The organism is Methylobacterium organophilum (assembly GCF_022179465.1).
Classification (GTDB): domain Bacteria; phylum Pseudomonadota; class Alphaproteobacteria; order Rhizobiales; family Beijerinckiaceae; genus Methylobacterium; species Methylobacterium organophilum.
In genome coordinates, this window is the sequence record NZ_BPQV01000015.1 from 131685 (window position 1) to 155298 (window position 23614).

At 70.3% G+C, this 23614-nt stretch carries 19 protein-coding genes; 12 read left to right on the forward strand and 7 right to left on the reverse strand.

The features are described from left to right. The first annotated feature begins 28 nt into the window (after window positions 1-28). From MFF21_RS21505 to MFF21_RS21515, 3 genes are all read left to right on the forward strand, one after another. Window positions 29-1645: an amino acid ABC transporter permease/ATP-binding protein gene (locus tag MFF21_RS21505; protein WP_238313908.1), complete on the forward strand. Its 1617-nt coding sequence runs from the start codon at window positions 29-31 to the stop codon at window positions 1643-1645. Window positions 1646-1727: 82 nt separating this feature from the next. Then, the gene (locus tag MFF21_RS21510; protein WP_238313911.1) at window positions 1728-2987 is read left to right on the forward strand and encodes an acetamidase/formamidase family protein; all 1260 of its coding nucleotides are present in this window, start codon (window positions 1728-1730) and stop codon (window positions 2985-2987) included. Between the two features lie 80 nt (window positions 2988-3067). Then, window positions 3068-5413: an acetamidase/formamidase family protein gene (locus MFF21_RS21515; RefSeq protein ID WP_238313914.1), complete on the forward strand. Its 2346-nt coding sequence runs from the start codon at window positions 3068-3070 to the stop codon at window positions 5411-5413. 60 nt (window positions 5414-5473) lie between these two features. On the opposite strand, the gene MFF21_RS21520 is transcribed toward MFF21_RS21515, so the two are convergent. The 5 genes from MFF21_RS21520 to MFF21_RS21540 form a co-directional block, all read right to left on the reverse strand. Further along, window positions 5474-6409: an ABC transporter permease gene (locus MFF21_RS21520; protein ID WP_238313915.1), complete on the reverse strand. Its 936-nt coding sequence runs from the start codon at window positions 6407-6409 to the stop codon at window positions 5474-5476. A 29-nt stretch (window positions 6410-6438) separates the two neighbouring features. Beyond that, a complete protein-coding gene (locus tag MFF21_RS21525; protein ID WP_238313917.1) occupies window positions 6439-7584 on the reverse strand; it encodes an ABC transporter permease in 1146 nt (381 codons plus the stop codon). Then, window positions 7577-9052, reverse strand: a complete 1476-nt coding sequence (locus MFF21_RS21530; protein WP_238313919.1) for an ABC transporter ATP-binding protein — start codon at window positions 9050-9052, stop codon at window positions 7577-7579. Before MFF21_RS21530 ends, MFF21_RS21525 begins: the two co-directional genes overlap by 8 nt. 178 nt (window positions 9053-9230) lie before the next feature. Further along, window positions 9231-10343, reverse strand: coding sequence for a BMP family ABC transporter substrate-binding protein (locus MFF21_RS21535; protein WP_238313921.1), 1113 nt, complete (start codon window positions 10341-10343; stop codon window positions 9231-9233). Window positions 10344-10530: 187 nt separating this feature from the next. Beyond that, window positions 10531-11217: a cysteine hydrolase family protein gene (locus MFF21_RS21540; RefSeq protein ID WP_238313928.1), complete on the reverse strand. Its 687-nt coding sequence runs from the start codon at window positions 11215-11217 to the stop codon at window positions 10531-10533. 538 nt (window positions 11218-11755) lie between these two features. Here MFF21_RS21540 and MFF21_RS21545 point away from each other — a divergent pair. From MFF21_RS21545 to MFF21_RS21560, 4 genes are read left to right on the forward strand one after another with little or no spacing between them, the layout of a single operon-like run. Next, window positions 11756-12610, forward strand: a complete 855-nt coding sequence (locus MFF21_RS21545) for an FAD binding domain-containing protein (protein WP_238313930.1) — start codon at window positions 11756-11758, stop codon at window positions 12608-12610. Further along, window positions 12607-14937: a xanthine dehydrogenase family protein molybdopterin-binding subunit gene (locus MFF21_RS21550; RefSeq protein WP_238313932.1), complete on the forward strand. Its 2331-nt coding sequence runs from the start codon at window positions 12607-12609 to the stop codon at window positions 14935-14937. Before MFF21_RS21545 ends, MFF21_RS21550 begins: the two co-directional genes overlap by 4 nt. Continuing rightward, window positions 14930-15412 carry a (2Fe-2S)-binding protein gene (locus tag MFF21_RS21555; protein WP_238313933.1) on the forward strand — a complete coding sequence of 161 codons (483 nt, stop codon included), beginning with the start codon at window positions 14930-14932 and terminating at the stop codon, window positions 15410-15412. The genes MFF21_RS21550 and MFF21_RS21555 overlap by 8 nt, the downstream gene beginning before the upstream one ends. Window positions 15413-15415: 3 nt before the next feature. Then, on the forward strand, window positions 15416-17692 hold the full coding sequence (locus MFF21_RS21560) for a xanthine dehydrogenase family protein molybdopterin-binding subunit (protein WP_238313935.1): 2277 nt from the start codon (window positions 15416-15418) through the stop codon (window positions 17690-17692). A gap of 104 nt (window positions 17693-17796) precedes the next feature. Here the strand turns inward: MFF21_RS21560 and MFF21_RS21565 are convergent, their stop codons facing one another. Continuing rightward, window positions 17797-18429 (reverse strand): helix-turn-helix domain-containing protein, encoded by a 633-nt coding sequence (locus MFF21_RS21565; RefSeq protein WP_238313937.1) that lies wholly within the window; start codon window positions 18427-18429, stop codon window positions 17797-17799. A 112-nt stretch (window positions 18430-18541) separates the two neighbouring features. Between MFF21_RS21565 and MFF21_RS21570 the strand changes: the two genes are divergently transcribed. The 5 genes from MFF21_RS21570 (at window position 18542) to MFF21_RS21590 (ending at window position 21278) form a co-directional block, all read left to right on the forward strand. Beyond that, complete coding sequence (locus MFF21_RS21570; protein ID WP_238313939.1) at window positions 18542-18940, forward strand: hypothetical protein; 399 nt, start codon at window positions 18542-18544, stop codon at window positions 18938-18940. Between the two features lie 8 nt (window positions 18941-18948). Continuing rightward, window positions 18949-19353 (forward strand): cupin domain-containing protein, encoded by a 405-nt coding sequence (locus tag MFF21_RS21575; RefSeq protein WP_238313940.1) that lies wholly within the window; start codon window positions 18949-18951, stop codon window positions 19351-19353. A gap of 4 nt (window positions 19354-19357) precedes the next feature. Beyond that, window positions 19358-19594: a carbon-nitrogen hydrolase family protein gene (locus tag MFF21_RS21580; RefSeq protein WP_238313941.1), complete on the forward strand. Its 237-nt coding sequence runs from the start codon at window positions 19358-19360 to the stop codon at window positions 19592-19594. A gap of 58 nt (window positions 19595-19652) precedes the next feature. Beyond that, window positions 19653-20273: an SRPBCC family protein gene (locus MFF21_RS21585; protein WP_238313943.1), complete on the forward strand. Its 621-nt coding sequence runs from the start codon at window positions 19653-19655 to the stop codon at window positions 20271-20273. Window positions 20274-20387: 114 nt separating this feature from the next. Further along, complete coding sequence (locus MFF21_RS21590; protein ID WP_238313945.1) at window positions 20388-21278, forward strand: cyclase family protein; 891 nt, start codon at window positions 20388-20390, stop codon at window positions 21276-21278. Window positions 21279-21380: 102 nt separating this feature from the next. Here the strand turns inward: MFF21_RS21590 and MFF21_RS21595 are convergent, their stop codons facing one another. Further along, a complete protein-coding gene (locus MFF21_RS21595; RefSeq protein WP_238313963.1) occupies window positions 21381-23405 on the reverse strand; it encodes a TonB-dependent receptor in 2025 nt (674 codons plus the stop codon). Between the last annotated feature and the right edge of the window lie 209 nt (window positions 23406-23614).

Below are 23614 nucleotides of genomic sequence, written 5' to 3' on the forward strand. Positions count from 1 at the left end.
CCCCCTCCTCGAAGCCGCGAACAGGCCGATGGATCCGTTCCTGCACTACCTCAGCATGCCCTACCTCCTGGAGGGCATCGGCTACACCCTTCTCATCACCGGGCTCGGCCTGCTGGGCGGGCTGGCGATGGGGCTCCTCCTCGCCGCGATGCAGCTCAGCCGCTTCAAGGCGCTGGCCGTCCTCGCCCGCGGCTACGCGATCGTCTTCCGCGGGACGCCGCTGATCCTGCAGATGGTGTTCTGCTACAACGCCCTGCCGCTGATCGGCATCAAGCTCTCCGCCATCGCCGCGGCCGGCCTCGCCCTCGCCCTCAACGAGGCGCCGTTCATCGCCGAGATCCTCCGCTCGAACGTGCTCGGGGTCGATCGCGGGCAGGTCAGCGCCGGCCAGGCCCTCGGCATGACGCCGGCGGCCATCCTGCGCCGGATCATCGCCCCGCAGGCGATCCGCGCCATGGTGCCGGCCCTCGGCAACGAGACGGTCAGCGCCCTCAAGAACTCCTCGCTCGCCTCGGTCGTCGCGGTGCAGGAGCTGACGCTGCGCTCGACCCAGCTCGCCTCCGCGACCTTCGACTTCTTCTCGATCTTCTGCGCCTCGGGCCTGATGTATCTGGGGCTCACCGGGGCGGTCGCGCTCATCCAGGTCGGCGTCGAGCGGCTGCTCGACCTCGACCGGCCGCCGGCCCGGGAGCAATTCGCCCGCCTCCTGCGCGCCCTCCTGCCCGGGCGGGCCGCCCCGCCGAGCGCGGCGGTGCCCGCGACGCCCGCCCCGGCGGCGGTTCCGCTGGCTCCGGCCGAGCCGCTGCCCGCCCTCCGGCGGCTCCGCCCCGGCGCGGACGGCCTCGACCGGGCGGCCCGGAGCGAGCGCCTGGCCGGCCACGCCACGGCCGTCGCGATCAGCGGCCTGCGCAAGCGCTACGGCGGCCACACCGTCCTCGACGGGGTCGACCTGAGCGTGCGCGCCGGCGAGGTCGTCGCCCTGCTCGGCCCGAGCGGATCGGGCAAGAGCACGCTCCTGCGCTGCATCAACCGCCTCGAGACCTGGGAGGAGGGCACGATCCGCGTCGGCGGCTGCTCCCTCGACGTGGACGAGCGCGGCCGCAGGTTGACGCCCCGGGCCATCGCCGAGATGCGGGCGAGCGTCGGCGTCGGCATGGTGTTCCAGCAGTTCAACCTGTTCGGCCATCTGACCGCCCGGGAGAACATCGCCGGCCCCCTGCGCTGGGTGCAGCGGCGCTCGCCTCGTGAGGCGGCGCGGCGGGCGCAGGAGCTGCTCGAGCGCGTCGGCCTCGCCCAGCGCGCCGACGCCCTCCCCCGCCACCTCTCCGGCGGCCAGCAGCAGCGCGTCGCCATCGCCCGCGCCGTCGCCCCGGGGCCGAGCGTGCTGCTCCTGGACGAGCCGACCTCCGCCCTCGACCCCGAGCTCGTCAGCGAGGTGCTCGAGGTGATCCGGCGCCTGGCGGTGGAGGAGGGGCTCGCCATGATCATCTCCACCCACCAGCTGCGCTTCGCCGGCGAGGTGGCCGACCGGATCGTGTTCCTCTCCGGCGGCCGGATCGTCGAGGAGGGCCCGGCCGACCGGGTGCTGGCGGCCCCCGCCCATCCCCTCACCGCCCGCTTCCTCCGCACCATGGACGCCGCCTGAAGGCCCCCGGACGCCCGGCGACGCCGCCCGCCCGAGTGGCCTCTCTCCCCATGCCCCGCGAGACCGTACCCAGCGAGATCCCATGACCGCGCACCGCCCCCCGCATCACCTGCCCGCCACGCCCGAGACCGTGCACTGGGGCTATTTCAGCCACACCCTGAAGCCCGTGCTCACCCTGAAATCCGGCGAGCGCGCCGTGATCGAGACGATCACGCACCACGCCAACGACGATCACGCGCGCATGATCGCCGGCGACCCGGCCGCGGAGGCGATCTTCCGCTGGACGAAGGAGACCAAGACCCTGCGCCGCCGCGGCGCCGGCGCGACGGAGCCCCCCTTTGGCGCCGGCTCCGGCGAGGGCCTGGGCGTGCATCTCCTGACGGGGCCCATCGCCATCGAGGGCGCGGAGCCCGGCGACATCATCGAGGTGCGGGTGATCGACATGTGGCCGCGCCCGAGCGCCAATCCCGCCTATGCCGGCCGCTTCTTCGGGTCCAACCCCTCCGCCAATTGGGGCTTCCAGTACAACGACCTGATCGAGGAGCCGAAGCCGCGCGAGGTGGTGACGATCTACGAGCTCGACATGGCCGAGGCCTCGGTCAAGGCGCTCTATTCCTACCGCTGGACACCCCAGACCGACCCGGACGGGATCGTCCACCCGACCATCGACTATCCCGGCGTGCCGGTCGACCACGCCACCGTCACCAAGCGGGAGAACGTCCTGCAGGGCATCCGGGTGCCGGCGCGGCTGCATTTCGGCACGATGGGTCTCGCCCCGGCCGAGGTGGATTTCGTCAGCACGATCCCGCCGAACTATACGGGCGGCAACATGGACGACTGGCGCATCGCCAAGGGCGCCCGGGTCTATTACCCGGTCGCGGTGGCGGGCGGGCTGTTCTCCTGCGGCGACGCCCATGCCGCGCAGGGAGACAGCGAGCTCTCCGGCACCGCCATCGAGATCTCGCTCACCGGCGAGTTCGAGTTCGTCCTGCACAAGAAGGGCGCGCTGGAGGGCACGATCCTCGAAGGGCTGAACCACCCGCTCCTCGAAACCGAGGCGCTCTGGTCGGTCTACGGCTTCAGCGTGCCCAACTACCTGACCGAGCTGGCGCCCGATCCGCAGGCGGAGATCCTCAAGCGCTCCAGCCTCGACGCGGCGATGCGCGACGCCTTCCGGAAGCTGCGCCGCTTCCTGATGACGGCTCACGGCCTGAGCGAGGACGAGGCGATCTCGCTCATGTCGGTCGCCGCGGACTTTTCCGTGACGCAGGTGGTCGACGCGAATTGGGGCGTGACCGGCTCCATCCCCAAGGCGGTCTTCGCCGGCCGCGCGGCGCGCTGAGGGGCCGTCCGGCCCGCGGGCCGGGCCTGGCCGGGGCACGATCCTTGCGGCCGCGCCCCGGCCATGCCGGGATCGTCACCATGAGCGCGCAGCCCTTCGCCAGCGAGTCCTATAGCGGGGCCTCGCGGGACCGGGCCTGGCAGGAGGTTCTCGGCGGCTTCGCCCTGCGCTCCGTGGCGGCGCGCCCGCCGATCTCGGCCCATGCCTCCGCCCTGTTCCGCGCCTCCTCCCTCGGCCTGCGCCTCGGCACCCTCTCGGCCGAGCCGCAGGTCCTGCAGCCGGCCCATGGCGCGAGCGGCCCGCCCCTCCTGATCCTGCCGCAGGAGGGCGGTGGCCTGCTCCAGGCCGCCGAGGGCGACCGGATCCTCCGGTCGGGGCAGATGCTGCTCGGCCCCCGGGGCGGCGACTGGCAGCTCAGCTTCCAGCGTGGGCTGCACGCGATCGTGCTCGCGGCGCCGGCGGAGATGTTCCGGGGCCGCACGCTCGCCCTGCAGAACCTGTCGCGGCCCCATATCCTCGACCGGGAGGGCGTGTCCGGGATCCTGGCGAAGGCGGCGGAGGCCGCGGCCGGCACCCTCGACCGCCTCTCCGAGATGGCGTGGGAGACCGTGGCCCAGAGCGCCGCGGAACTGCTTCTGGCCCTCGCGACGGAGCGCGCCTCGGAGGCGGCCGACGCCTCGTCGAGCCGGGTCGCCCTGTTGCAGCGTCTCTACGCCACCATCGAGCGGCGGCTCGGTGCGGCGAGCCTCTCGGTGGCCGAGATCGCCCAGAGCGAGGGCATCTCCGAGCGCTACGTGCAGAAGCTGTTCGAGGGCAGCGGGGACAGTTTCAGCCAGTACCTGCGCGAGCGGCGCCTGCAGCGCGCCTGGCACGATCTGGTCGATCCCGCCTGTGGCGCCGTGTCGATCTCCGAGATCGCCTATCGCTACGGCTTCTCCGATTCCGCCCATTTCAGCCGCCTGTTCCGGGAGCGCTTCGGGCTGCCGCCCCGGGAGCTGCGGCGGCGCGAGGCGGAGCAGGAGCGGGCGGCGGGCGCGGCGCCGAACGTTCAGCGCGGCTGGCCGCAACAGGCCCTCGCCCGTCTGCGCGCCCGCCCGGCCCGCGGAGAGGACGAGGCGCCGGGCGCCGCCGCCCGGCCCATGCGCCGGGAGGGGGCGGCCCGCACGCCGGGGCACCATCACCTGGCCGTCGATGCCGGCACCGTGCACTGGGGCTATTTCAGCCGGTCGCTCAAGCCGGTCCTGGCGATCGAATCCGGCGATCTCGTCACCGTCGAGACCCTGACCCAGCACGCCTCCGACGACCCGGAACGGATGATCCGCGGGGATGCGGGCGCGGAGAACGTGTTCCGCTGGACGGCGACCGAGAAGGCCGTCAACCGCCGCGGCGCCGGCCCCCTCGACGCCTCGGTGCTCGGGCGGGGCGCCGGCGAGGGCTTCGGCGTCCATATCTGCACCGGGCCGATCGCGGTGCGCGGCGCCGAGCCCGGCGACGTGCTCGAGGTCCGGATCGTCGACATCGCCCCGCGGCGCTCGCAGAACCCGGCCTATGCCGGCCGCGTCTTCGGCAGCAGCGTCGCCGCCTGGTGGGGCTACCATTACGGCGAGTTTCTCAGCGAGCCCCGGCCCCGCGAGACGGTGACGATCTACGAGATCTTCCCGGACGGGGACGCGCCCCATGCCCGGGCGGTCCATGCCTTCCGCTGGGAGCCGCAGACCGATCCGAACGGCGTGCGCCACGCGCTCTACGACTATCCCGGCGTGCCGGTGGATCCGGCCACGGTGACGCGGCGCAGGCCGGTGCTCTCGGGCATCCGGATCCCGCTGCGGCCGCATTTCGGCGTGATCGCGGTGGCGCCGCGGGAGGCGGATCTCGTCGATTCCGTGCCGCCCGCCTATTTCGGCGGAAACCTCGACAATTGGCGCCTCGGAAAGGGGGCGGCCGTCTACCTGCCGGTCTCGGTCGCCGGCGCGCTCCTCTCCGTGGGCGACCCCCATGCGGCCCAGGGGGACGGGGAATTGTCGGGCACGGCGATCGAGTGCTCGATGACGGGGACCTTCCGGGTGGTCCTGCACAAGAGGGCCGACACCGGCGGCACGCCCCTCGGCGACCTGACCTACCCGCTGATCGAGACCCCCGAGCACTGGGTGCTGACCGGCTTCAGCCACCCGAACTACCTCGCCGAGTTCGGCGCCCACGGCCAGAGCGACGTCTACAGCAAGTCGTCCCTCGACCTCGCCATGCGCGACGCCTTCCGCAAGGTGCGCCGCTTCCTGATGGCGAACATGAACCTCGACGAGGACGAGGCCATCGCCCTGATGTCGGCGGCCGTCGATTTCGGGATCACGCAGGTCGTCGACGGGAACTGGGGCGTGCACGCGATGATCGACAAGGCCATGTTCCGGGGGCCGCAGGGCGCGCCCTGAGCCCCCGGAGGCGGCCCCGGGCGGCTCCCTTCGGCGCGCGCCCGTCTCTCGGTTCCGGCCCTATCGGTCTTCGCGCAGGTGAGGTGTTCCGAGGGCTCTTGGTTCGGTGTTGTTGGATTGGGCTTTGAGGCAGGTCCAGATCATGACGCCGAGGGTGGCGAGATAGGGGATCATGGCGATGAAGTACTGGGGGACCTGGATACCGACCGCGGCGATCCGGGGGATCAGGGCTTCGATGGCGCCGAACAGCAGGGCGCCGGCCAGGGCGCGCCAGGGCTGCCAGCGGGCGAAGATGACGAGGGCGACGGCGATCCAGCCGCGTCCGCCGGTCATGCCCTCGACCCAGATCCGGGCGATGCCCACGGAGAGGTAGCCCCCGGCCAGGCCGACCAGGGCGGCGCCGGCGGCGACCGCGCCGTAGCGCGTGGCCGACACGCCGATGCCGGCGGCGTCCGCCGCGTCGGGCCCGTCGCCGACGGCGCGCAGGCGCAGCCCGGTCAGGGTGCGGGCCAGGAACCAGGCGACCAGGCCGAAGGCGGGCACGGTCAGGAACACCACCGCGTCCTGGCGGAACAGCACCGGGCCGATCCCGGGCAGGTCGGAGAGCGGGACGAGGGAGAGGCTGCGCAGACCCTCCACCGGCCGGTTGACCCAGCCCTGGCTGGTGCCGATCAGCCCGGTCAGGCCCTGAGCCAGGAACACGAAGCTCAGCCCGGCGATGACCTGGTTGACCCGCAGGCTCACCACCAGCACGGCGTAGAGCAGGGACAGGAGCGCGGCGGCCAGGGCCGAGACCAGCAGGGCCGGCATCGGCGCCGCCCCCAGCCCGAGGATGGCGCCGATGCCGGCCAGCGCCCCCACCAGCATGAAGCCCTCCGCCCCGAGCGCGAGCACGCCGGCCTTCTCCATCAGCAGCATGCCCAGGGCGGCCAGGGCGAAGGGCACGGCGAAGCCCGGCACCGCGGCGAGCCAGTCGAGCAGGAAGTCGAGGAACATCGGGACGGCTCTTTCTCAGTCGATCCAGCTCAGTCGATCCAGCGCAGCCGGTGGCGGATGAAGAAGTCCGAGGCCGCCACGCACAGGACGATCACCGCCTGGACGAGCTGCACCGCGGAGCTGGGGATCTGGTAGAAGACCTGCAGGCTCTGGCCGGCCACGAACAGGGTGCCGACGGCGAAGGCCACCACCAGCACGGCCAGGGGATTGTTGCGGGCCAGGAAGGCGATCAGGATTCCGGAGAAGCCGTAGCCGACGGCGAAGGACTGGGTGAGCCGGTGCTCGACGCCGGCGCAGATCGCGAAGCCCGCCACTCCGGCCAGCGCTCCCGAGAGCAGGGTGGCGGCCAGCAGCACCCGGGTCATGGGCAGGCCCTGGGCTTGGCCCAGGCGCGGATTGGCCTCGGCCACCCGCATCAGGAAGCCGAAGCGGCTCACGTCGATCAGCCACCAGCCGGCCAGCAGCAGGACCAGGGCCAGCGGCAGGGCGGCGGTGAGGTTCTGCCAGCCGAGATCGGCCAGGCGCTCGGCCGGCCCGAACAGGGCCGAGTTGGGGAAGTTGCTCTCGGGGTCGCGCCAGGGGCCGTAGAGCAGGTGCAGCAGGCCGTTGAGGGCGACGTAGTTCAGAAGCAGCGTCGAGATGATCTCGTTGAGCCCGAGGCGCAGGCGCAGCAGCGTCGGCCCGAGCATCCACAGGGCGCCCCCGAGGGCGGCGGCCAGCCCCATCAGCCCCAGGCGCAGGGGGGCCGGGCCGAGATCGGCCAGGGCCACCGCGGTGGCGGCGATGGCGCCGCTGATCATCTGGCCCTCGATGCCGATGTTCCAGAAGCGCACCCGGAAGGCCAGGGCCGCGGCCAGCCCGACGATGGCCAGCGGCGCGGCCTGGGTGAGCACCGCCGCGAAGCTCTCCGGGCTGGTGACGACCGAGACCACGAATTCCTGGGCGAGCTCGGACAGGCCGACGCCGGAGGCCATCAGGATCGCGGCGGCGCAGGCCAGCCCCGCCAGGAGCCCGCCGGACAGCGCCGCCGCCTGCAGCCAGCCGGGGGCGTGCTGGCGGATCTCGACCGCCAGGCGGCGGGTACGGCGCCTCGGAGCCTCGGGGTTCGGCCTCGAAGCCGGCTTCGAGGCCGGCGGGGGCGTCAGGAGCATGGCGGAAGGCGCGGTGTCAGGCATGGTGCACCATGGCGGCCCCCACCGCGTTGCGGTCGGCGGGCGTGTCGAACTCGGCGACGATCCGCCCGCGGCTCATCACCCCGATGCGGTCGGACAGGAGCAGGACCTCGTCGAGATCCTCGCTAATCAGGAGGATGGCCGCGCCCGCGTCCCGGGCCGCGCGCAGGCGCTGGTGCACCGCGCCGGCGGCGCGCACGTCCAGGCCCCGGGACGGGCTGTGGGCCAGCACCGCGCGGGGCGGGTGCGCGAACTCGCGCGCCACCACCAGCTTCTGCGCGTTGCCCCCCGAGAGCAGGCTCGCCTTCTGGCGCGGGGCGCGCACGCCGTGGATGTCGAAGGCCGACACCGCCGCCTGCGTGGCCGCGCGCATCGCCTTGCGGTCGAGCCGCAGCCAGCTGCCGAACCGGCCCGACAGCACCCCGCCCACCGCGTAGTTCTCCGCCACCGACAGGCTGCCCGCCAGCCCGTAGGCGGAGCGGTCGGCCGGGATCGCGGCCAGGCCCAGCGCCCGGCGCAGCCCGGCATCCCCCGCGCACAGATCGCCCCCGCCCTCCAGCTCGATGCTGCCCGAGAGCGGCTTGCGCACCCCCATCAGGATCTCGGCCAGCTCCGTCTGGCCGTTCCCGCCGACCCCGGCGATCCCGTAGATCTCCCCCGCCCGCACCACCAGCGTGGCGTCCGACAGCATCGTCAGCCCGTCCGCCCGCGCCCCCGACAGCCCGGCGATGCGCAGCATCGGCTTGCCGATCGCCGGCGCCGGGGCCCGCTCCCGTGCCACCGGCGCCCCCACCACCAGCGCGGTGAGCTCGGACAGCGACAGGCTGTCGGGATCCGCGCTCGCCACCGTGCGGCCCCCACGCATCACCGTCACCCGGTCGGCGTGCCGCTTCACCTCGCCCAACTTGTGCGTGACCAGAATCACCGTGCGGCCCTCGTCGGCCAGGCGCCGCATGGTCAGGAGCATCTGCTCCGCCTCGCGGTCGGTCAGCACGGCGGTCGGCTCGTCCAGGATCAGGATCCGCGCGCCCTCGACCAGCACCTTCAGGATCTCGACCCGCTGCTGCTCGGCCACCGACAGCAGCCCGACCGGCCGATCGAGGGGCACGGCGAAGCCCAGCGCTTCGCAATGCCCGCGCACCGCCGTCTCCACCGCGGCCAGACCCCGCCCGTAGGACGGGCCGCCGCAGGCCAGGAGGATGTTCTCGAGCGCGGTGAAGGCTTTGACCAGCTTGTAGTGCTGGTGCACCATCCCGATGCCGCGCCGCTTGGCCGAGAGCGGCCCGTCGAGCACCACCGCCTCGCCCCCGATCCGGATTTCCCCCGCATCCGGGCGGTACAGCCCGATCGCCACGTTCATCAGCGTCGACTTGCCCGCCCCGTTCTCACCCAGCAGGGCGTGCACCTCCCCCGCATGCGCCGAAAAACCCGCCTCCGACAGCGCCGCGAAGCCGTCGAACGACTTCGACACCCCCGTCAGGCAGAGAGCGGGCGACGCCCCACACGAACCGCTCATCGAAAACACCAAAATCCGCCGAAGAGAAAAGGGAATGATGCCTCGGGCATCGGCGTCCCTCGCTTCGCAGGGAGCATGCCGAGGGGCGCCGCCGGATGGCCGGCGGCGCCCGCATGATGGCGACGTCCGGCCGCTATTTCTGGGTGATCACCCCGGGCACGAACCAGTCCATCTTCCAGAGATCGGCATCGCTGAGCGCGCCGCCCGCCGGCACGTGCTCCTTGCCTTCCCGGTCCTTGAGCGGGCCGGCATAGATCTTCTTGCCATCGATGATGGCCTGGCGCTCCGCCATGATCTTGGCGACCGCCTCCTTGGGCACGGCCGGGCCGCAGCAGGCGATGTCCGGACCGCCCTCCTTGATCGAGACGAAGGCGCCGTAGGGCGCGGGCTCCCAGGTGCCGGCTTTGATCTTCTGGATGGTCGGGATCAGGTAGCGATCCCAGTACCAGACCGAGGAGCACAGCGTCGCCTTGGGCGCGAATTCGCGCATGTCGCGGTGATGGCCGGTACCGAAGATGCCCTTCTCCTGGGCCACGATCTGCGGGGTCGGCGTGTCGACGTGCTGGCCGATCGCGTCGATGCCCTGGCCGGCGAGGGCCTCGGCCGCGGCGCGCTCCTTCACCGGATCGTTCCAGGAGCCGGTGAAGATCGCCGTCGTGGTCGCCTTCGGGTTCATCTGCTTGGCGCCGAGCTCGAACGCGTTCACCGTCCAGTTGACGACGCCGAACGGGTTGGCGGCGACGAAGCCGAGCTTGCCCTCCTTCGAGGCTGCGCCTGCGGCCATGCCGCAGAGGTAATGCGTCTCGTAGGTGCGGCCGTAGAAGGATTCGAGGTTGGGGCCGTTGGCCGTGCCCGAGCCGTTCACGAAGGCGATCTTCGGGTACTTCTCGGCCAGCTCCTTGAACGTGTCGGAATAGCCGAACGCGGTGCCGATGATGACATTGTAGCCGCGCTTGATGAACAGCTCGACCGCCGGCCGGATCGCGGTCGCCGATTCCTTGATGTTCTCCACCACCGGGATCTTGATCCCGAGCGCCTGCTCGGTGCGCATGCGGCTCTCATCGAAAGCCTGGGACCAGCCACCGTCGTTCTTGGGCCCGAACAGCACCATCGCGACCTTGGGCTCGCCCTCGAGCTTGAACGGCGCCGCCTGCGCAGGCCCCGTCAGGGCCGGCGCCAGTCCCGCTGCGCAGGACAGCCCGAGCGCGGCGTAAGCCGCGGTTCTGCTGACAAATCTTCCGATCATCGTCCTCGCTCAGCCCCTGTTGTCACGTGCCGCGAAGCGGCCGTTCCTGATGGATCCCGCGTTGTCCGCGAGTGTCCTGGCGCATCGGGCCGGAGGCCGGCTTCGAAGCTCCAGATCTCCGTCCGCATCCCCCCGAGGGCGATACGCGTGCCGGCGCGTCGGCTTCGCCGCGCCGGTTGCCCTGACGTCAGGTCGCCTTCTGCTCCGCCCATGCTTCGAGGAGCACGGCAGCGTTCGAGACGAGGCCGACATGCATGGCCACGATGCGCATCGCCGCCTCTTCGAGCTCCGGATTGGTGCCGGCGACGAGGTCGCGCGCCACGCTCACTTGGTAGCCGAGATTGGAGGCGTCGAAGGCGGTGTTGAGCACGCAGCAATCGGCCAGGCAGCCATTCAGCACGAGGTTGCGCACGCCCATGTTGCGCAGGAGAAAGTCGAGATCGGTCGGGTAGAAGGCGGAGAGCCGCTTCTTCGACTCGACGATCAGGTCGCCCTCTTCCACCTCGGTCACGAACTCGGTCCAGCGCGTACCCTGAATGGCATGCGCGTCGGCGTTGCCGATGGCACCGACATGGAGGGGGAAGACGAGGCGCCAGGCCGAGGGGGATCGGCCCGCGATGTCGTCGACGCCACCGGCCCGCAGCGTGCTGCGAACATGGATGATCGGCACGCCGAGCGCCCGGGCGGCGCGATGGAAGGCGTTCACCGGTGCGACCACGTCGCGGGCGCGCGGCGCCGGGCAGGGACAGAGCGGGTCGTCGTCGAGATGTCCGCGATGCAGGTCGATCGAGACGATCGCCGTCGCCGAGCGGTCGAAGAAGGGGGCGAAGTCGGCGCCGAGCGGCTGCAATTCGCCGTTGATGTAGCTCTTCATGAGCGATGATCCCTGCGCTCAGGCGCCGTCACGGATGAGATCGGTTCGGGCGCGCGCCTGCCGACACACGGCTCTTCAAGTGTCGCTGCGCCTGTCCCGAGCGGCGCCGAGACATGGTCGCCTAGCAGCGGCAGCGGTAAGAATTTTTGAGCCCGCATAAATTCCGATCCATCGGACTTTTCATTCTGCTCAAATAATTTCTCACAGATCTAAAAGGGTTGCATGCACGATAGTTCGGCATATCTGCCCACAAAGTTTGCATTTCGTGCAATCTGGCGTCGCGTCGGACTTTTGTGCCGATCCCGCGCCATCGTCGGTACAGCCTCTGCGACAACTGTTCAGAGCGAGAAATTGCCCTTCTCGGCTCAGATGCCGGCGCTTCTCCGCGGCGGCCTGGGTCTGCTGCTGTCCAAAAAAAGTGCAGAAATGAACTTTGGTGCATAAAGTGGGAGGGTTCTCCGGCTCGGGCCCTTGGGAAGGACTATGGACAGCCCTTGCCGCCACGGCTTATCCCTGGGGTAATTTTAATGGTATCAAAATGAAGCCAGCTGCGTTCGACTATCACCGCCCACTCGATGTGCCGTCGACCCTGACGCTGCTCGAGGCGCATGGCACGGACGGGAAGATTCTGGCGGGCGGCCAGAGCCTGGTCGCGGCGATGAACTTCCGCCTGGCTCGGCCGAGCGTGCTCATCGACGTGAATCGCGTTCGGGAGCTGGACAGCCTTGCCGTCGAGGGGACGTTCCTGCGAATCGGCGCCCTGACCCGACACGCGGCCTTCCACCGTCACGTCGTCGAGGGTCCCCTCGGCCTGCTTCTGACCCGGGTGGCCGGCCACATCGCGCATTATCCCATCCGTCAGCGCGGCACCTTCGCGGGAAGCCTTGCCCATGCCGACCCCGCTTCCGAATGGTGCCTCACCGCGACCGTGCTCGACGCGGAGATCGCGATGCGCAGCCTTCGTGGAACGCGCCGCCTCCCTGCATCCGACTTCTTCCGGGGCACCTTCACGACAGCCCTCGACGAGGACGAGCTGATCACCGAGATCCGGTTGCCGGTCCTCGATGCCGGCTGGCGGGGAGGGTTCTCCGAGTTCTCGCGGCGCGCTGGCGACTTCGCCCTGGCGATGGCGCTCGCCGTCCTGAAGGTCGAGGGCGGTGTGATTCGCGGGGCCAAGCTCGGCATCGGCGGCGTCGCCGACCGGGCGATCCGGCTCTCGGGGATCGAGGCTGCGCTGATCGGTCAGCAGGCCTCGGAGGCGACGTTCCAAGCTGCCGCGGCGCAGGCGCGCGAGGCTGTGGAGCCCAGCGCCGACATCCACGCCTCATCGGAATACCGGCGCGACCTGATCGCCGCCATGGTCTCCCGCGCCCTGGCGGAGGCCGCGGCGTGAGCTGGATCGGGCGTTCCCTCCCGCGGCTGGAAGACCCGACGCTGCTGCGCGGGCAGGGGCGCTACGTGGCGGATCTCGCCCGCGGGGCCGCCCATGTCCGCTTCGTCCGCAGCCCCCTCGCCCGGGGCGCCATCCTCGGGATCGAGGCGCCCGCGGGGGCGGCCGTCTACACCGCCGCCGATTTGGCGGGCGTCGGAGCGATCCGTCCGATCCTGGAGCGTCCGGATTACCGGCCCATCGCGCAGCCGATCCTGCCCGCCGACCGGGTCTGCTTCTCGGGGCAGGCGGTGGCCTTCGTCGTCGCGGAGGACGCGGCCGCGGCCGAGGATCTCGCCGAGCAGGTCTTCCTCGACATCGAGCCCGAGGATCCCGTGATCGATCTCGACGCGGCCCTCGCCCCGGAGGTCGCCCGAACGCATCCGGAGGCGCCCGGGAACGTCCTCGTCGAGGGTGCGATGCGCAGCCCGGGCCTCGATGCGGCGTTCGCCGGTGCTGCGGCGGTGATCGAGCTCGACCTGCGCTCCCGCCGGCAATCGGCCATGCCGATGGAGACCCGCGGTGCCGTGGCCCGCTACGACGCCCGCGACGGGCGCACCACCCTCTACGCCTCGGTGCAGATGCCGCACATGCTGCGCACCGGGCTTGCCGATTGCCTCGGCTGTCCCGAGGCGGATCTGAGGGTGGTCGCCCCCGATGTCGGCGGCGGCTTCGGGCAGAAGATGGCGCTCTTCCCCGAATACGTGGCCCTCGTCTGGCTTGCCCGGCACCTGAAGCGGGACGTAGCCTGGATCGAGGATCGCCGGGAGAACTTCCTCGCCTCCGCCCATAGTCGCGACCAGGCCTTCACGGTGAGGGGGGCCTTCGACGCGGAGGGCCGCCTCCTCGGACTGGAGGCCGATCTGCGCAGCAATGTCGGCGCCTTCTCCTGCTACCCGGTCACCTGCGGGGTGGAGCCGCTGATGGCCTTCGCCGAGCTGCCCGGCCCCTACAAGGTGCCGGAATACGGTGCCCGCTCGCGGGGCGTCACCACCAACACCTGCACGATGGCCCCCTATCGCGGGGTCGCCCGTCCCATGCTCACCCTGACCATGGAACGGCTGATGGAGAGCGCCGCCCGGCGCCTCGGGCTCGATTCGATCGAGATCCGGCGCCGCAATCTGATCGACAGCTTCCCCCACCGCTCCCCCACCGGGCTCGTCTACGACGAGGGCTCCTACATCGCGGCGATGGAGGCGGCGGTGGCCGCCATCGACGTGCCGGCCTTCCGGCGCCGGCAGGCGGAGGCACGGGCGCAGGGACTCCATCTCGGCCTCGGCTTCTCGGTGTTCAGTGAGCGCACCGGCTACGGCACCCCGGCCTATGCGGCCCGGGGCATGGCGATCGTGCCGGGCTACGAGCAGGTCGAGTGCGCCATGGACCCGTCCGGCCACGTCGAATTGCGCATCGGCGCCTCCCCGCACGGGCAGGGGCTCGGCACCGCCCTGGCGCAGCTCGTGGCCGACGAGCTCGGCCTCGAGCCGGCCAAGGTCCGGGTGGTCTCGGGCGACACGGACCGGACGCCCTATGGCTGGGGTACCTTCGCCAGCCGCTCGATGGTGATCGCGGGCGGTGCCTCCCGGCTCGCCTCCGGCAAGATCGCCCAGAAGCTGCGCACGATCGCCGCGCGGGTGATGGAGGCGGAAGAGGGCGAGATCGAGCTCGATGCGGGGCTGGCGCGGGTGCGCGGCACGAACCGCTCGACCCCGATCACCGAGCTCGCCCGGGCCGCGCATCACCGCAGCCATCGGTTCGCCGGCCTGGAGGCGGGCCTGCGCGAGAGCGCCTTCTACGATCCGTCCGGCACGTTCTCGAATGCCTGCCACGCGGCGATCGTCGCGGTGGATGTCGAGACCGGGGCCGTGCGGATCGAGCGCTTCCTCGTGGTCGAGGATGCGGGGCGGCTCGTCAATCCGATGATCGTCGACGGCCAGATCCACGGGGGCGTTGCCCAGGGTATCGCCAACGCCCTCTACGAGGAGATGATCTACGATCCCGACGGCAACCTGCTGACGAGCTCGCTCGCCGATTACCTGCCGCCGACCCTCAACGAGATCCCGCGCATCGAGATCCTCCATATGGAGACGATCTCGGACGCCACCCTGACCGGCGCCAAGGGCGTCGGGGAGGGCGGAACGATCGGCGCGCCCGCGGCGGTGGTGAACGCCATCGTCGACGCGCTCGAGCCCTTCGGCGTCACGATCAACGAAATTCCCGCAACCCCTGAGCGCATCCGCGCGCGGATCCGTGCCGCCCGGCGCGGACGCGACATGGACACCCGACATGACTGACAGGATCGCGACGTCCCTCGACGTCAACGGCAAGCGCTACGAAATCAATGTCGAGCCAAGGAAGACCCTGGCCGACGCCTTGCGCGAGGATTGCGGCCTGACGGGCACGCATCTCGGCTGCGAGCATGGGGTCTGCGGGGCCTGTACCGTGCTCGTGGACGGGCGACCCGTGCGGTCCTGCCTGATGTTCGCGGTCCAGGCCGAGGGGCTGCCTGTGCGCACCGTCGAGGGGCTGGCCGAGGGCGACACGCTGCATCCGCTCCAGCGCCATTTCTGGGAGCAGCACGGGCTGCAATGCGGCTTCTGCACCCCGGGATTCCTGATGCTCGCGGCGGGTGCCATCGAGAACGATCCGAACTTGAGCGAGGAGGCGCTCAAGGACGTGCTCTCGTCCAATCTCTGCCGTTGCACGGGCTATCAGAACATCGCCAAGGCCGTCGCCCTGGCGGTCAAGGACATGCGGGCGGGCGGCTGAACCATGCACGGCATCGGAGCCTCACCGAAGCGCCTGGAAGACCGCCCCCTGCTCACCGGCGCCGGCCGCTTCGCGGCGGATGCCGCCTTTCCGGGGCAGGTGACGATGCGCGTCGTGCGCTCGCCTGTCGCCTTCGGGCGCATCCTCGACATCGACATCGCGGCGGCGCTCGAACTGCCGGGCGTGCTCGCGGTATGGACGGCGCGCGACGTCGCCGACCTGCCGCCGATCGACTTCCGCATGACGAAGGTCGACGGCCTGGAGCCTTACCGCCAGCCCGTGCTCGCCCGCGACTTCGTGCGCTATGTCGGCGAGCCCGTCGCCGTGGTCTTCGCGCAGGACGCCTATATCGCGGAGGACGCCGCCGAACGCGTCTTCTGCGAGATCGACGACCTCGCGCCCCGGCTCGATCCGGTGGCGGAGCCGGGCCTGTTCGCGCCGGGTGTGGCGCCGGACCTGCACACCGAGCCTGCGGTGCTGCGCAAGGGCTACGGGGATCTCGAAGGCGCCTTCGCGGCCGCCCATGCGGTGGTGGAGCTCGAGGTCGCGATCGGCCGCCATTCCGGCGTGCCCATGGAGACGCGCGGCGCTGTGGCGGTCCTCGACGCCGAGACCGACACCCTGACGATGTATGGCGCGGCCAAGGTCGTCCATTACAACCGCGACGCCATCGCCCGTATGCTCGGGCGCGACCCGGCGCGGCTGCAGCTCAGCGAGGGCCATGTCGGCGGCGGCTTCGGCATCCGCGGCGAGATCTATCCCGAGGACGTGCTCGTCTGCGCCGCGGCCCTGCGCCTCGGGCGCCCGGTCCGCTGGATCGAGGATCGGCGCGAGCACCTGATGGCCGCCAACCATTCCCGCGACCAGCGCCATCGGATGCGGGCGGCGGTGGATGCCCGCGGCTTCATCCTCGGCCTCGACGTCTGCTTCCACACGGACCAGGGCGCCTATATCCGCACCCACGGCGCCACCGTCTCGGATCTCGCCGCCGCCCTGTTGCCCGGCCCCTACATCGTGCCGGCCTACCGGGTGGAGGGGCATATCCGCCTCACCAACAAGACGCCCTGCGGCACCTACCGGGCGCCGGGGCGCTACGAGACCACCTTCGCGCGCGAGCGCCTCCTCGACGCCGTCGCGGCGCGCCTCGGCCTCGACCCGGTCGCCGTGCGTCGGGTCAACCTCATCCCCGAGGAGGCGATGCCCTTCGACCGAGGCATCGATGCCCTCGGGACCCACGTCGTCTACGATTCGGGCAAGTACCACGACCTTCTGGAGCGCACCCTCGACCATCTCGGCTATGCCGCGTTGAAGGCCGAGACCGCGGCGCGGCGGGCCGCGGGGGAGGCGGTCGGGCTCGGCCTCGCCTTCTTCGTCGAGAAGAGCGGCCTCGGGCCCCGCGATCTCGCCCGGGTCAGCCTCTTCCCGGACGGATTGATCCGCATCGTGACCGGGGCCTGCTCGGTCGGCCAGGGCGTCGAGACGGCGATGGCCCAGATCTGTGCGGAGACCCTTCAGGTTCCGATCACGCGCATGGAGGTGATCCATGGCCAGACCCGGGAGATCCCGATCGGCTTCGGGGCCTTCGCGTCCCGCGTGACGGTGATGACGGGCTCGGCGGTGAAGCTCGCCGCCGAGGATCTGCTGGGGCGAGCCCGTGAGGCCGCCGGCCGCCTGCTTCAGGCCGAACCGAACCTCCTCATCTTCCGCGATGGCGCCTTCTACCATCCGGAGACCGGCGCTTCGATCGATCTGGCCGGTGTCGCGCTCCAGAGCGGCGAGGCGCTCGCGGGCGAAGGCCTGTTCGAGGCCGACCACATGAACTACCCCTATGGCGTCCACGTCGCCCAGGTCCGGGTCGACCGTCGGACCTGCGGCGTGACGGTCGAGCGCTATCTCGTGGCCTACGATGTCGGCCGGGCCATCAATCCGATGCTGATCGAAGGGCAGGTGGTCGGCGCGGCCGTGCAGGGCATCGGCGGGGCGCTGCTCGAGGAATTCGTCTACGACGCGGAGGGGCAGCCCCTCGCCACCAGCTTCGCGGACTACCTCATGCCGACGAGCCGGGAAGCCCCGCTCGTCGAGGTGCTCCTGCGCGAGGATGCCCCGAGCCCGCTCAATCCCCTCGGCGTGAAGGGGGCCGGCGAAGGCGGCCTCACCGCAGCCGGTGCCGCTATCGCGGCGGCCGTAGACGACGCTCTGCAGCGGCCCGGCCTGGTGGCGCGGCTGCCGATCGCCCCCCTGTATCTCTACGACGCCCTCGACGGCGCCATGGGCTCATGAGCCGAGGCTCCGGCGGCGCATCTCCCGCTCCGCCGCGTGCCAGGGGAAGGCCCTGCCGCGAGGATTGGCTGCGCGCTCCCTGTGGAGCGAGCGCGGCGGCAGCCTCAGTGGCGATCGATGTTGAACCACAGGGTCCGTACCACCGTCGATCCGTGATTCCAGATCCGGTGGGGGCGCTGCGACAGGTAGGCGATGAGGTCGCCGGGGTTCAGGATATAGACCGCGCCGTCGACTTCGACCGTCAGCCGTCCCTCCAGCACGTAGCCGTATTCGAAGCCGGCATGCGACATCGGCCGGTCGGCGCTGCCGGTCTGCGGCTGGTACTCGTTCACCGCCACGGTGACGCCCCGCGCGCGGTCGTCGCGCAGCAGCCGCCGAACCACGTGCTGTGCCGTCTCGATGGCCGGCGTCTCGTTGGCCCGCACCACCAGCTTCTCCTCGGAGGTGGGCTCGCTCGACACCAGGTCCGACATGGTGATGCCCAGCGCGCTCGCGATCACCACGAGGGATCCGATCGAGGGCGAGGCGCGTCCCCGCTCGACGAGGCTCAGCATCGAGGTGCTGAGCCCCGACGCGGCGGCGAGGGACTGAAGCGTCATGTTCCGGGCGCTGCGGGCCTCGCGGATACGCAGGCCGATCGCCGCCAGCGTCGAGGCCGTGCTTTCCGCGATCTCCGCCGACGTCGCCATCGGCACGTCCTCTGTCAGGTCGCCCGCCACGGTGATCTCTCGTGTCATCTCGTTTCTTCCTCGCAGACCAACGAAGGCCAGCCCCACAGTTCCGCCTTGCGTCGGTTTTTTATATGTGTAAAATCATTTGAGTGATATTCAAAAAGGATCATCGTCGGCTATGAGCACTGAGACGGTGGAGACCGTCCGCGTCATCGACAGCGCGGTCGACTGTCCTGAGATACCGATCGTGGTCGGTGCGGGCAATGCAAAAGTCGTCATGTGGCCCGAGAATGGGGCAATATACAGGACATTTCATCTTATTGCGCTCCACGCATCCGATAAAACTATTCCACTGAGCCATAAGGGCGATAGTGTTTATTATGTCGTTTCAGGAAGTGGCATCGTGCGCAGCCCGTCCGACGACTTCAGCGCGGAGCTCGTCGAAGGCTCCATGGTCCATATCGACGGTGGAGATTCCTACACCTTCGAGGCCCATGGCAATTCCGGCATGAGCCTGCTCGGGGGGCCGTGCCCGGCCGATCTCGAACTCTATGCAAATCTTCGCGCGCGGGGGTAGCGGCAGCCATGGCCATTCGAGTTTTCCATCGCGACACGCCCTCGTTGCGCCTGCCGCTCATCTCCAAGGATGCCCGCTTCGTGGTCTGGCCGGGCGTCGGCGCCTGGACGGCCAACATGAACTACGTGCGGCTCGAGCCGGGCGAGGAGAACGTGCCCCATATCCACGTTCAATCCGAGGATACGATCTTCATCCTCGAAGGCGAGGGGACGATCCAGGATTATACCAATGACGTCAGCCTGCCGTTCCATGCGGGCTGCGCCGTCCATGTCCCCGTGGGCGTCAAGCATGCGGTGAAGGCCGATCGCGGCGTCGGCATCGTCAGCGTCGGTGGCCCGAGCCCGGCCGACGTGGCGTTGCTCGTCAAGGCGGGCGCGCTGCCTCAGGGCGCCCAGGCACCGGAGCGGAGCTGAGTCCGTGGCGATCGCCGGACGGATCGGACGCAGCGAGGCGAATCGCGCGTGCTGGTCCCAGGCGATCGCGTCTGTGGCTGCCGCGGGCGCGAGCCTGGTGAAGCTGCCCACGCCGATCGTGTCCGGCGACGCGGTCGATCCTCAGGCGCTGCAGGCGGCAGCGCCGGTGGACGGGCGGAGCCTGCGGCTCTGGTCGGATCTCGCGCGGGCGCACGGCATCCTGGGGGGCGACATCCACTGAGAGCCGCCCCGGCGCGCATCACCGGGACGGGCCGACGGAGACATTCAGGAGAAGCATCGTGAAGATCACGCAGGTGTTCACCGTCGGCCGGCCGCTGCCGGTGGTGTGGGAGTTCTTCCACGACATTCCCCGTGTCGCGGCCTGCGTGCCGGGGGCGGATTATCTCGGCGTCAAGGAGGACGGCCGGCATTCGGGCCGGGTGACCACCAAGGTCGGCCCGTTCCAGACCAGCTTCGAGGGTGAGGCCGAGGTCACCTACGACGAGGCCGCCCATGCGGTGACGGCGGTCGGCAAGGGCGTCGACCGCAAGGGCGCCAGCCGGGGCAAGATGACCATGGCCTGCACCTGCGAGGCCGCCGGCGATTCCACCAAGGTCACGGTCGACGCCGACGTCCAGCTCTCCGGCCCGATCGCCCAGTTCGGTCGCACCAGCCTCCTCAACGAGGTCGCCGCGGTTCTCGTCCAGAGCTTCGTGCAGAACGCGGAGGCGCAGCTCGTGCCCGCCGCACCCGCCGTGGCCGAAGGCGCTGCGCCCTCGGCGGCACCTGTGCCCGCCTCTGCGGCGGCCCCCATCGCCGCGCCGGGGCGCCCGGTAAGCGCGCTCTCCCTCGCCCTGGCCGTCCTCAAGGGATGGTTTCGATCTCTGTTCCGGCGGACGCAGACCAAAGAGAACAGCTGAGTCGCCCCCGCGACATCCTCCGCTCCGCCGTGGATCCATCGTGGCGCCTCCGGGTGCCCGCAGGGCGGAGACGCGCCGTCCCATGATCTCGAACATTGAAGGAGACCGAGACCCGTGAAGATCGTCGACCTCTCGCATCTGATGAACGTGCACACCCCCGGCTGGGTCGGGTATGCCGGCAACAAGATGTACTACGCGCAGAACCTGCAGACGAAGCAGATCGTCGCGCAGCGCATCGACACCGCCCTTCATGTCGGCACGCATATCGACGGCGCCATGCACGGCACCGACGGCATGGGCGACATGGCCTCCTATCCCCTCGACTTCCTGGTCGGGCCCGGCGCCGTCGTCGATGTGTCCCAGCACATGGACGACTGGGCGGTGATCACGCCCGAGATGATCGAGAGCGCTCCGGTGGAGGTGCGCGAGGGCGATATCCTGATCCTGCATACCGGCTGGCACCGGTACTGGGAGGGCAAGCCTCAGCAGGATCTCGTGCGCTACTTCTGCATGCATCCGGGCGGCAAGATCGAGCTCCTGGAATGGATGCTCAAGAAGAAGATCAAGTGGTTCGGCATCGATTGCGGTTCGGGCGACCACGCCATGAACACCTCGATCCGCCACATGCGCCCCGACCTCGCCAAGCGCTTCGAGCAGAAGGTCGGCATGACCTGCGATCAGTTCTTCGGCGACTACAGCTACACCCACAAGCGCTCCGGCCGCGCCGTGACGGAGGAGATCTTCCCCTTCCACGCCTACGCCTTCCAGGAGGGCCTGATCCATGCCGAGAACGTCGGCGGCGACATCGAGCTGATGCTGAACAAGCGCTCGATCATCGGCGCCTTCCCCTGGCGCTACGACGGTCTCGAGGCTTGCCCCTGCCGGATCGTCTGCTTCGACGGCATGGACGAAGCGGTCGAGGCCGTGGGCGACGCGGCCAAGGCGATCCTGGGCCCGCGCTCCATCGCCGCCGGCCTGACCAGCGGCGGCCCGGACGGCCGCTGAGGCGTCCTCGGGCTTGGCTCCCCTCCCGTCCGGCGATGGAAGCCGGGCGGGAGATTCGTCACGAGGCGGCCCGGCAAGCGCCGGGTCGCCCGTTGCTTCGCCTCAGAACCGACCCGCGAGCGTCAGCCGCACGGCGGTGGGCTCGACGGGATGGAAATGGCGGTCGGCAATGCCGTCCGCCGGCTCGCCGGGCAGGCGGGATTCGTAGAAATAGGTGATCTGGTCGGCCTTGGCGTTGGTCAGGTTCAGCACGTCGAGGGCGAGGCTGACGCCGTTCTCGAAATTGTAGCCGATGCGGCCGTTGAGCAGCGCGGTCGGCTTCGAGCGCACCGAATTGTCCTCGATGAGCGGGCGCGGCCCGAAATAGCGGAAGCGCAGGGTCCCGAACCAGCCGGTGCCTTCCCCGAAGGTCACCCCGGCCGAGGCGATGGTGGTGGGCGCCTCCGGCACCCGGTTGCCGGCCGGGTCGACATCCGAGAACCGGGCATTGGTGACCGTGAGGGCGCCTTCGAGCCGCAGCCACGGGGTGAGCGCGTAGCGATTCGTCCATTCGACGCCGAAGCGCCGGGTCGGCCGGCTCGGCTCGGTGGTGCCGGTATCGCCCTGGAACAGGTTCTCGGAGGCGAAATCGAGCCGGAACAGGGCGACGGAGGTTTCCAGTCCCGCGATCGAACGGTTGCGCAGGCCGACCTCGTAGCCCGTCGAGGGCACCAGGAAGGGCGAGCGCTGGATGTTGAAGAGCGGGCTCGACGGGTCGACGGTCGCGGTCACGCCGCGCACGTCGTTGGAATGGAAGCCGCCGCCGTAATTCACGTAGAGCTCGGTGTCGGCGAAGGGACCGAGCACGAGGCCGAGCTTCGGGTTGACGATGCCGTCCCGGGCCTTGCCGGAATTGGCCGCGATGTCGGAGACGACGTCGGCGTAGTAGCCGTCCGCCCGGAAGCCGAGGCTGGTGCGCAGCCAGTCCGTCCAGCGCACCCGGTTCTCGACGTAGAACGCCGCGCTCGCCTCCAGCACCCGGTCGTCGAGCACGGTCGAGCGGTATTGGCGGTTGGCGGTGTTGAACAGGCCGACGCGCATGCTGTCGGTTCGGGTCTGCACGCCGATCTCGGTCTCGGTCGCCAGGCCGAACAGGTCGCCCTGGAAGACGTGGGCGATCTCGCCGCCGCCGAGCACCCGGTCGTCGAGCTGGCGGAACTGGTCGCCGTTGACCGGGTCGTTCAGGAAATAGGTGAAGTCGTTGAACAGGTTCATCCGGTAGCGGATCACGTAGGCGCTCGCCCGAGTGACCCCGGTATCGTCGGTCGCGCTCCAGCGTCCCGAGAGCGAGAACCGGCCGGTATCGCCGCCATCGGTCGGGTTCAGCGTGCCGTAGCGGCCGAGGATGCCCTCCGCCACGGCCCGCTCGGGGATCTGGTTGGTGGCGTTCCACTTGGCCCAATAGGCCATGCCGGTCACGGAGAAGCCGTCGAGCGCCGTGCCCTGGCTGTAGCGCAGCACGCCGTTGAACTTGGCGAGGCGATCCGGCGCGTCCCAGGGCCCGTCATAGACCTGGGCCTCGCCGGCGGCGAGCAGGTGGCCCTCGCCCAGGGGCGCCGAGGCGATGGCGAGTGCCCGCTTGTAGCCGAAGGAACCGATCGAGGTGAGCGCGAGGTTCTTCTCGACCGTATCGAGATAGTCGATCCGCACCGAGCCGGCCGAGGCGAAGTCCCCGTCGCGGGCGAAATACGGGCCCTTGTGGAATTCCACCGCGCCGACGAGCTCGGGGATCAGGAAGTTGATGTCGGCATAGCCCTGCGCATGGGCGTTGGTGCGCATGTTCACCGGCATGCCGTCGACGGTGATGGCGATGTCGCTGCCGTGGTCGAGATTGAAGCCGCGCAGGAAGAACTGGTTGGCTTTGCCCTCGCCCGAATGCTGCGTGACGATCAGGCCGGGCACCGATTCCAGCACCTCGCCGGGCCGGGTGACCGGGCGGCTGTTGAGCTGCGCGCCGGTGATGACCCCCGCGCTCGCCGCCTCCACGACGGGCAGTGCGCCGCCGATACCCGTGCTGCCGCCGACGAAGCCGGCACTGGCGGCGGGGCCGGATGCCCCCCCGGCGGAAGCGGCGGCCTCCCCCGCCACGGCGATCTCGTCCAGGCGCGTCTCGCCGAGGGAGTCCTCGGCATGGGCAGGCTGCGCGGTGGCGAGGAGTGCGCAGGAGAGAAGAAGCAGACTGGGGCGGGACACGGGACGGCAGCCTCGGGCAACGGCAGTGGCACGTCACCGCGAACGAGGTCTCGGGTCACCGCCTCCTCGCAGGAATGGCGGACCTTCGACACCCGCCAGGACAC

What these genes read in the sequence shown, in the direction of transcription:
- MFF21_RS21560 (WP_238313935.1), top strand. Translation starts at nt 15,416, where the DNA reads ATGCACGGCATCGGAGCCTCACCGAAGCGCCTGGAAGACCGCCCCCTG.
- MFF21_RS21570 (WP_238313939.1), top strand. Translation starts at nt 18,542, where the DNA reads ATGAGCACTGAGACGGTGGAGACCGTCCGCGTCATCGACAGCGCGGTC.
- MFF21_RS21540 (WP_238313928.1), bottom strand. Translation starts at nt 11,217, where the DNA reads ATGAAGAGCTACATCAACGGCGAATTGCAGCCGCTCGGCGCCGACTTC.
- MFF21_RS21545 (WP_238313930.1), top strand. Translation starts at nt 11,756, where the DNA reads ATGAAGCCAGCTGCGTTCGACTATCACCGCCCACTCGATGTGCCGTCG.
- MFF21_RS21535 (WP_238313921.1), bottom strand. Translation starts at nt 10,343, where the DNA reads ATGATCGGAAGATTTGTCAGCAGAACCGCGGCTTACGCCGCGCTCGGG.
- MFF21_RS21575 (WP_238313940.1), top strand. Translation starts at nt 18,949, where the DNA reads ATGGCCATTCGAGTTTTCCATCGCGACACGCCCTCGTTGCGCCTGCCG.
- MFF21_RS21520 (WP_238313915.1), bottom strand. Translation starts at nt 6,409, where the DNA reads ATGTTCCTCGACTTCCTGCTCGACTGGCTCGCCGCGGTGCCGGGCTTC.
- MFF21_RS21565 (WP_238313937.1), bottom strand. Translation starts at nt 18,429, where the DNA reads ATGACACGAGAGATCACCGTGGCGGGCGACCTGACAGAGGACGTGCCG.
- MFF21_RS21555 (WP_238313933.1), top strand. Translation starts at nt 14,930, where the DNA reads ATGACTGACAGGATCGCGACGTCCCTCGACGTCAACGGCAAGCGCTAC.
- MFF21_RS21515 (WP_238313914.1), top strand. Translation starts at nt 3,068, where the DNA reads ATGAGCGCGCAGCCCTTCGCCAGCGAGTCCTATAGCGGGGCCTCGCGG.
- MFF21_RS21525 (WP_238313917.1), bottom strand. Translation starts at nt 7,584, where the DNA reads ATGCCTGACACCGCGCCTTCCGCCATGCTCCTGACGCCCCCGCCGGCC.
- MFF21_RS21505 (WP_238313908.1), top strand. Translation starts at nt 29, where the DNA reads ATGGATCCGTTCCTGCACTACCTCAGCATGCCCTACCTCCTGGAGGGC.
- MFF21_RS21510 (WP_238313911.1), top strand. Translation starts at nt 1,728, where the DNA reads ATGACCGCGCACCGCCCCCCGCATCACCTGCCCGCCACGCCCGAGACC.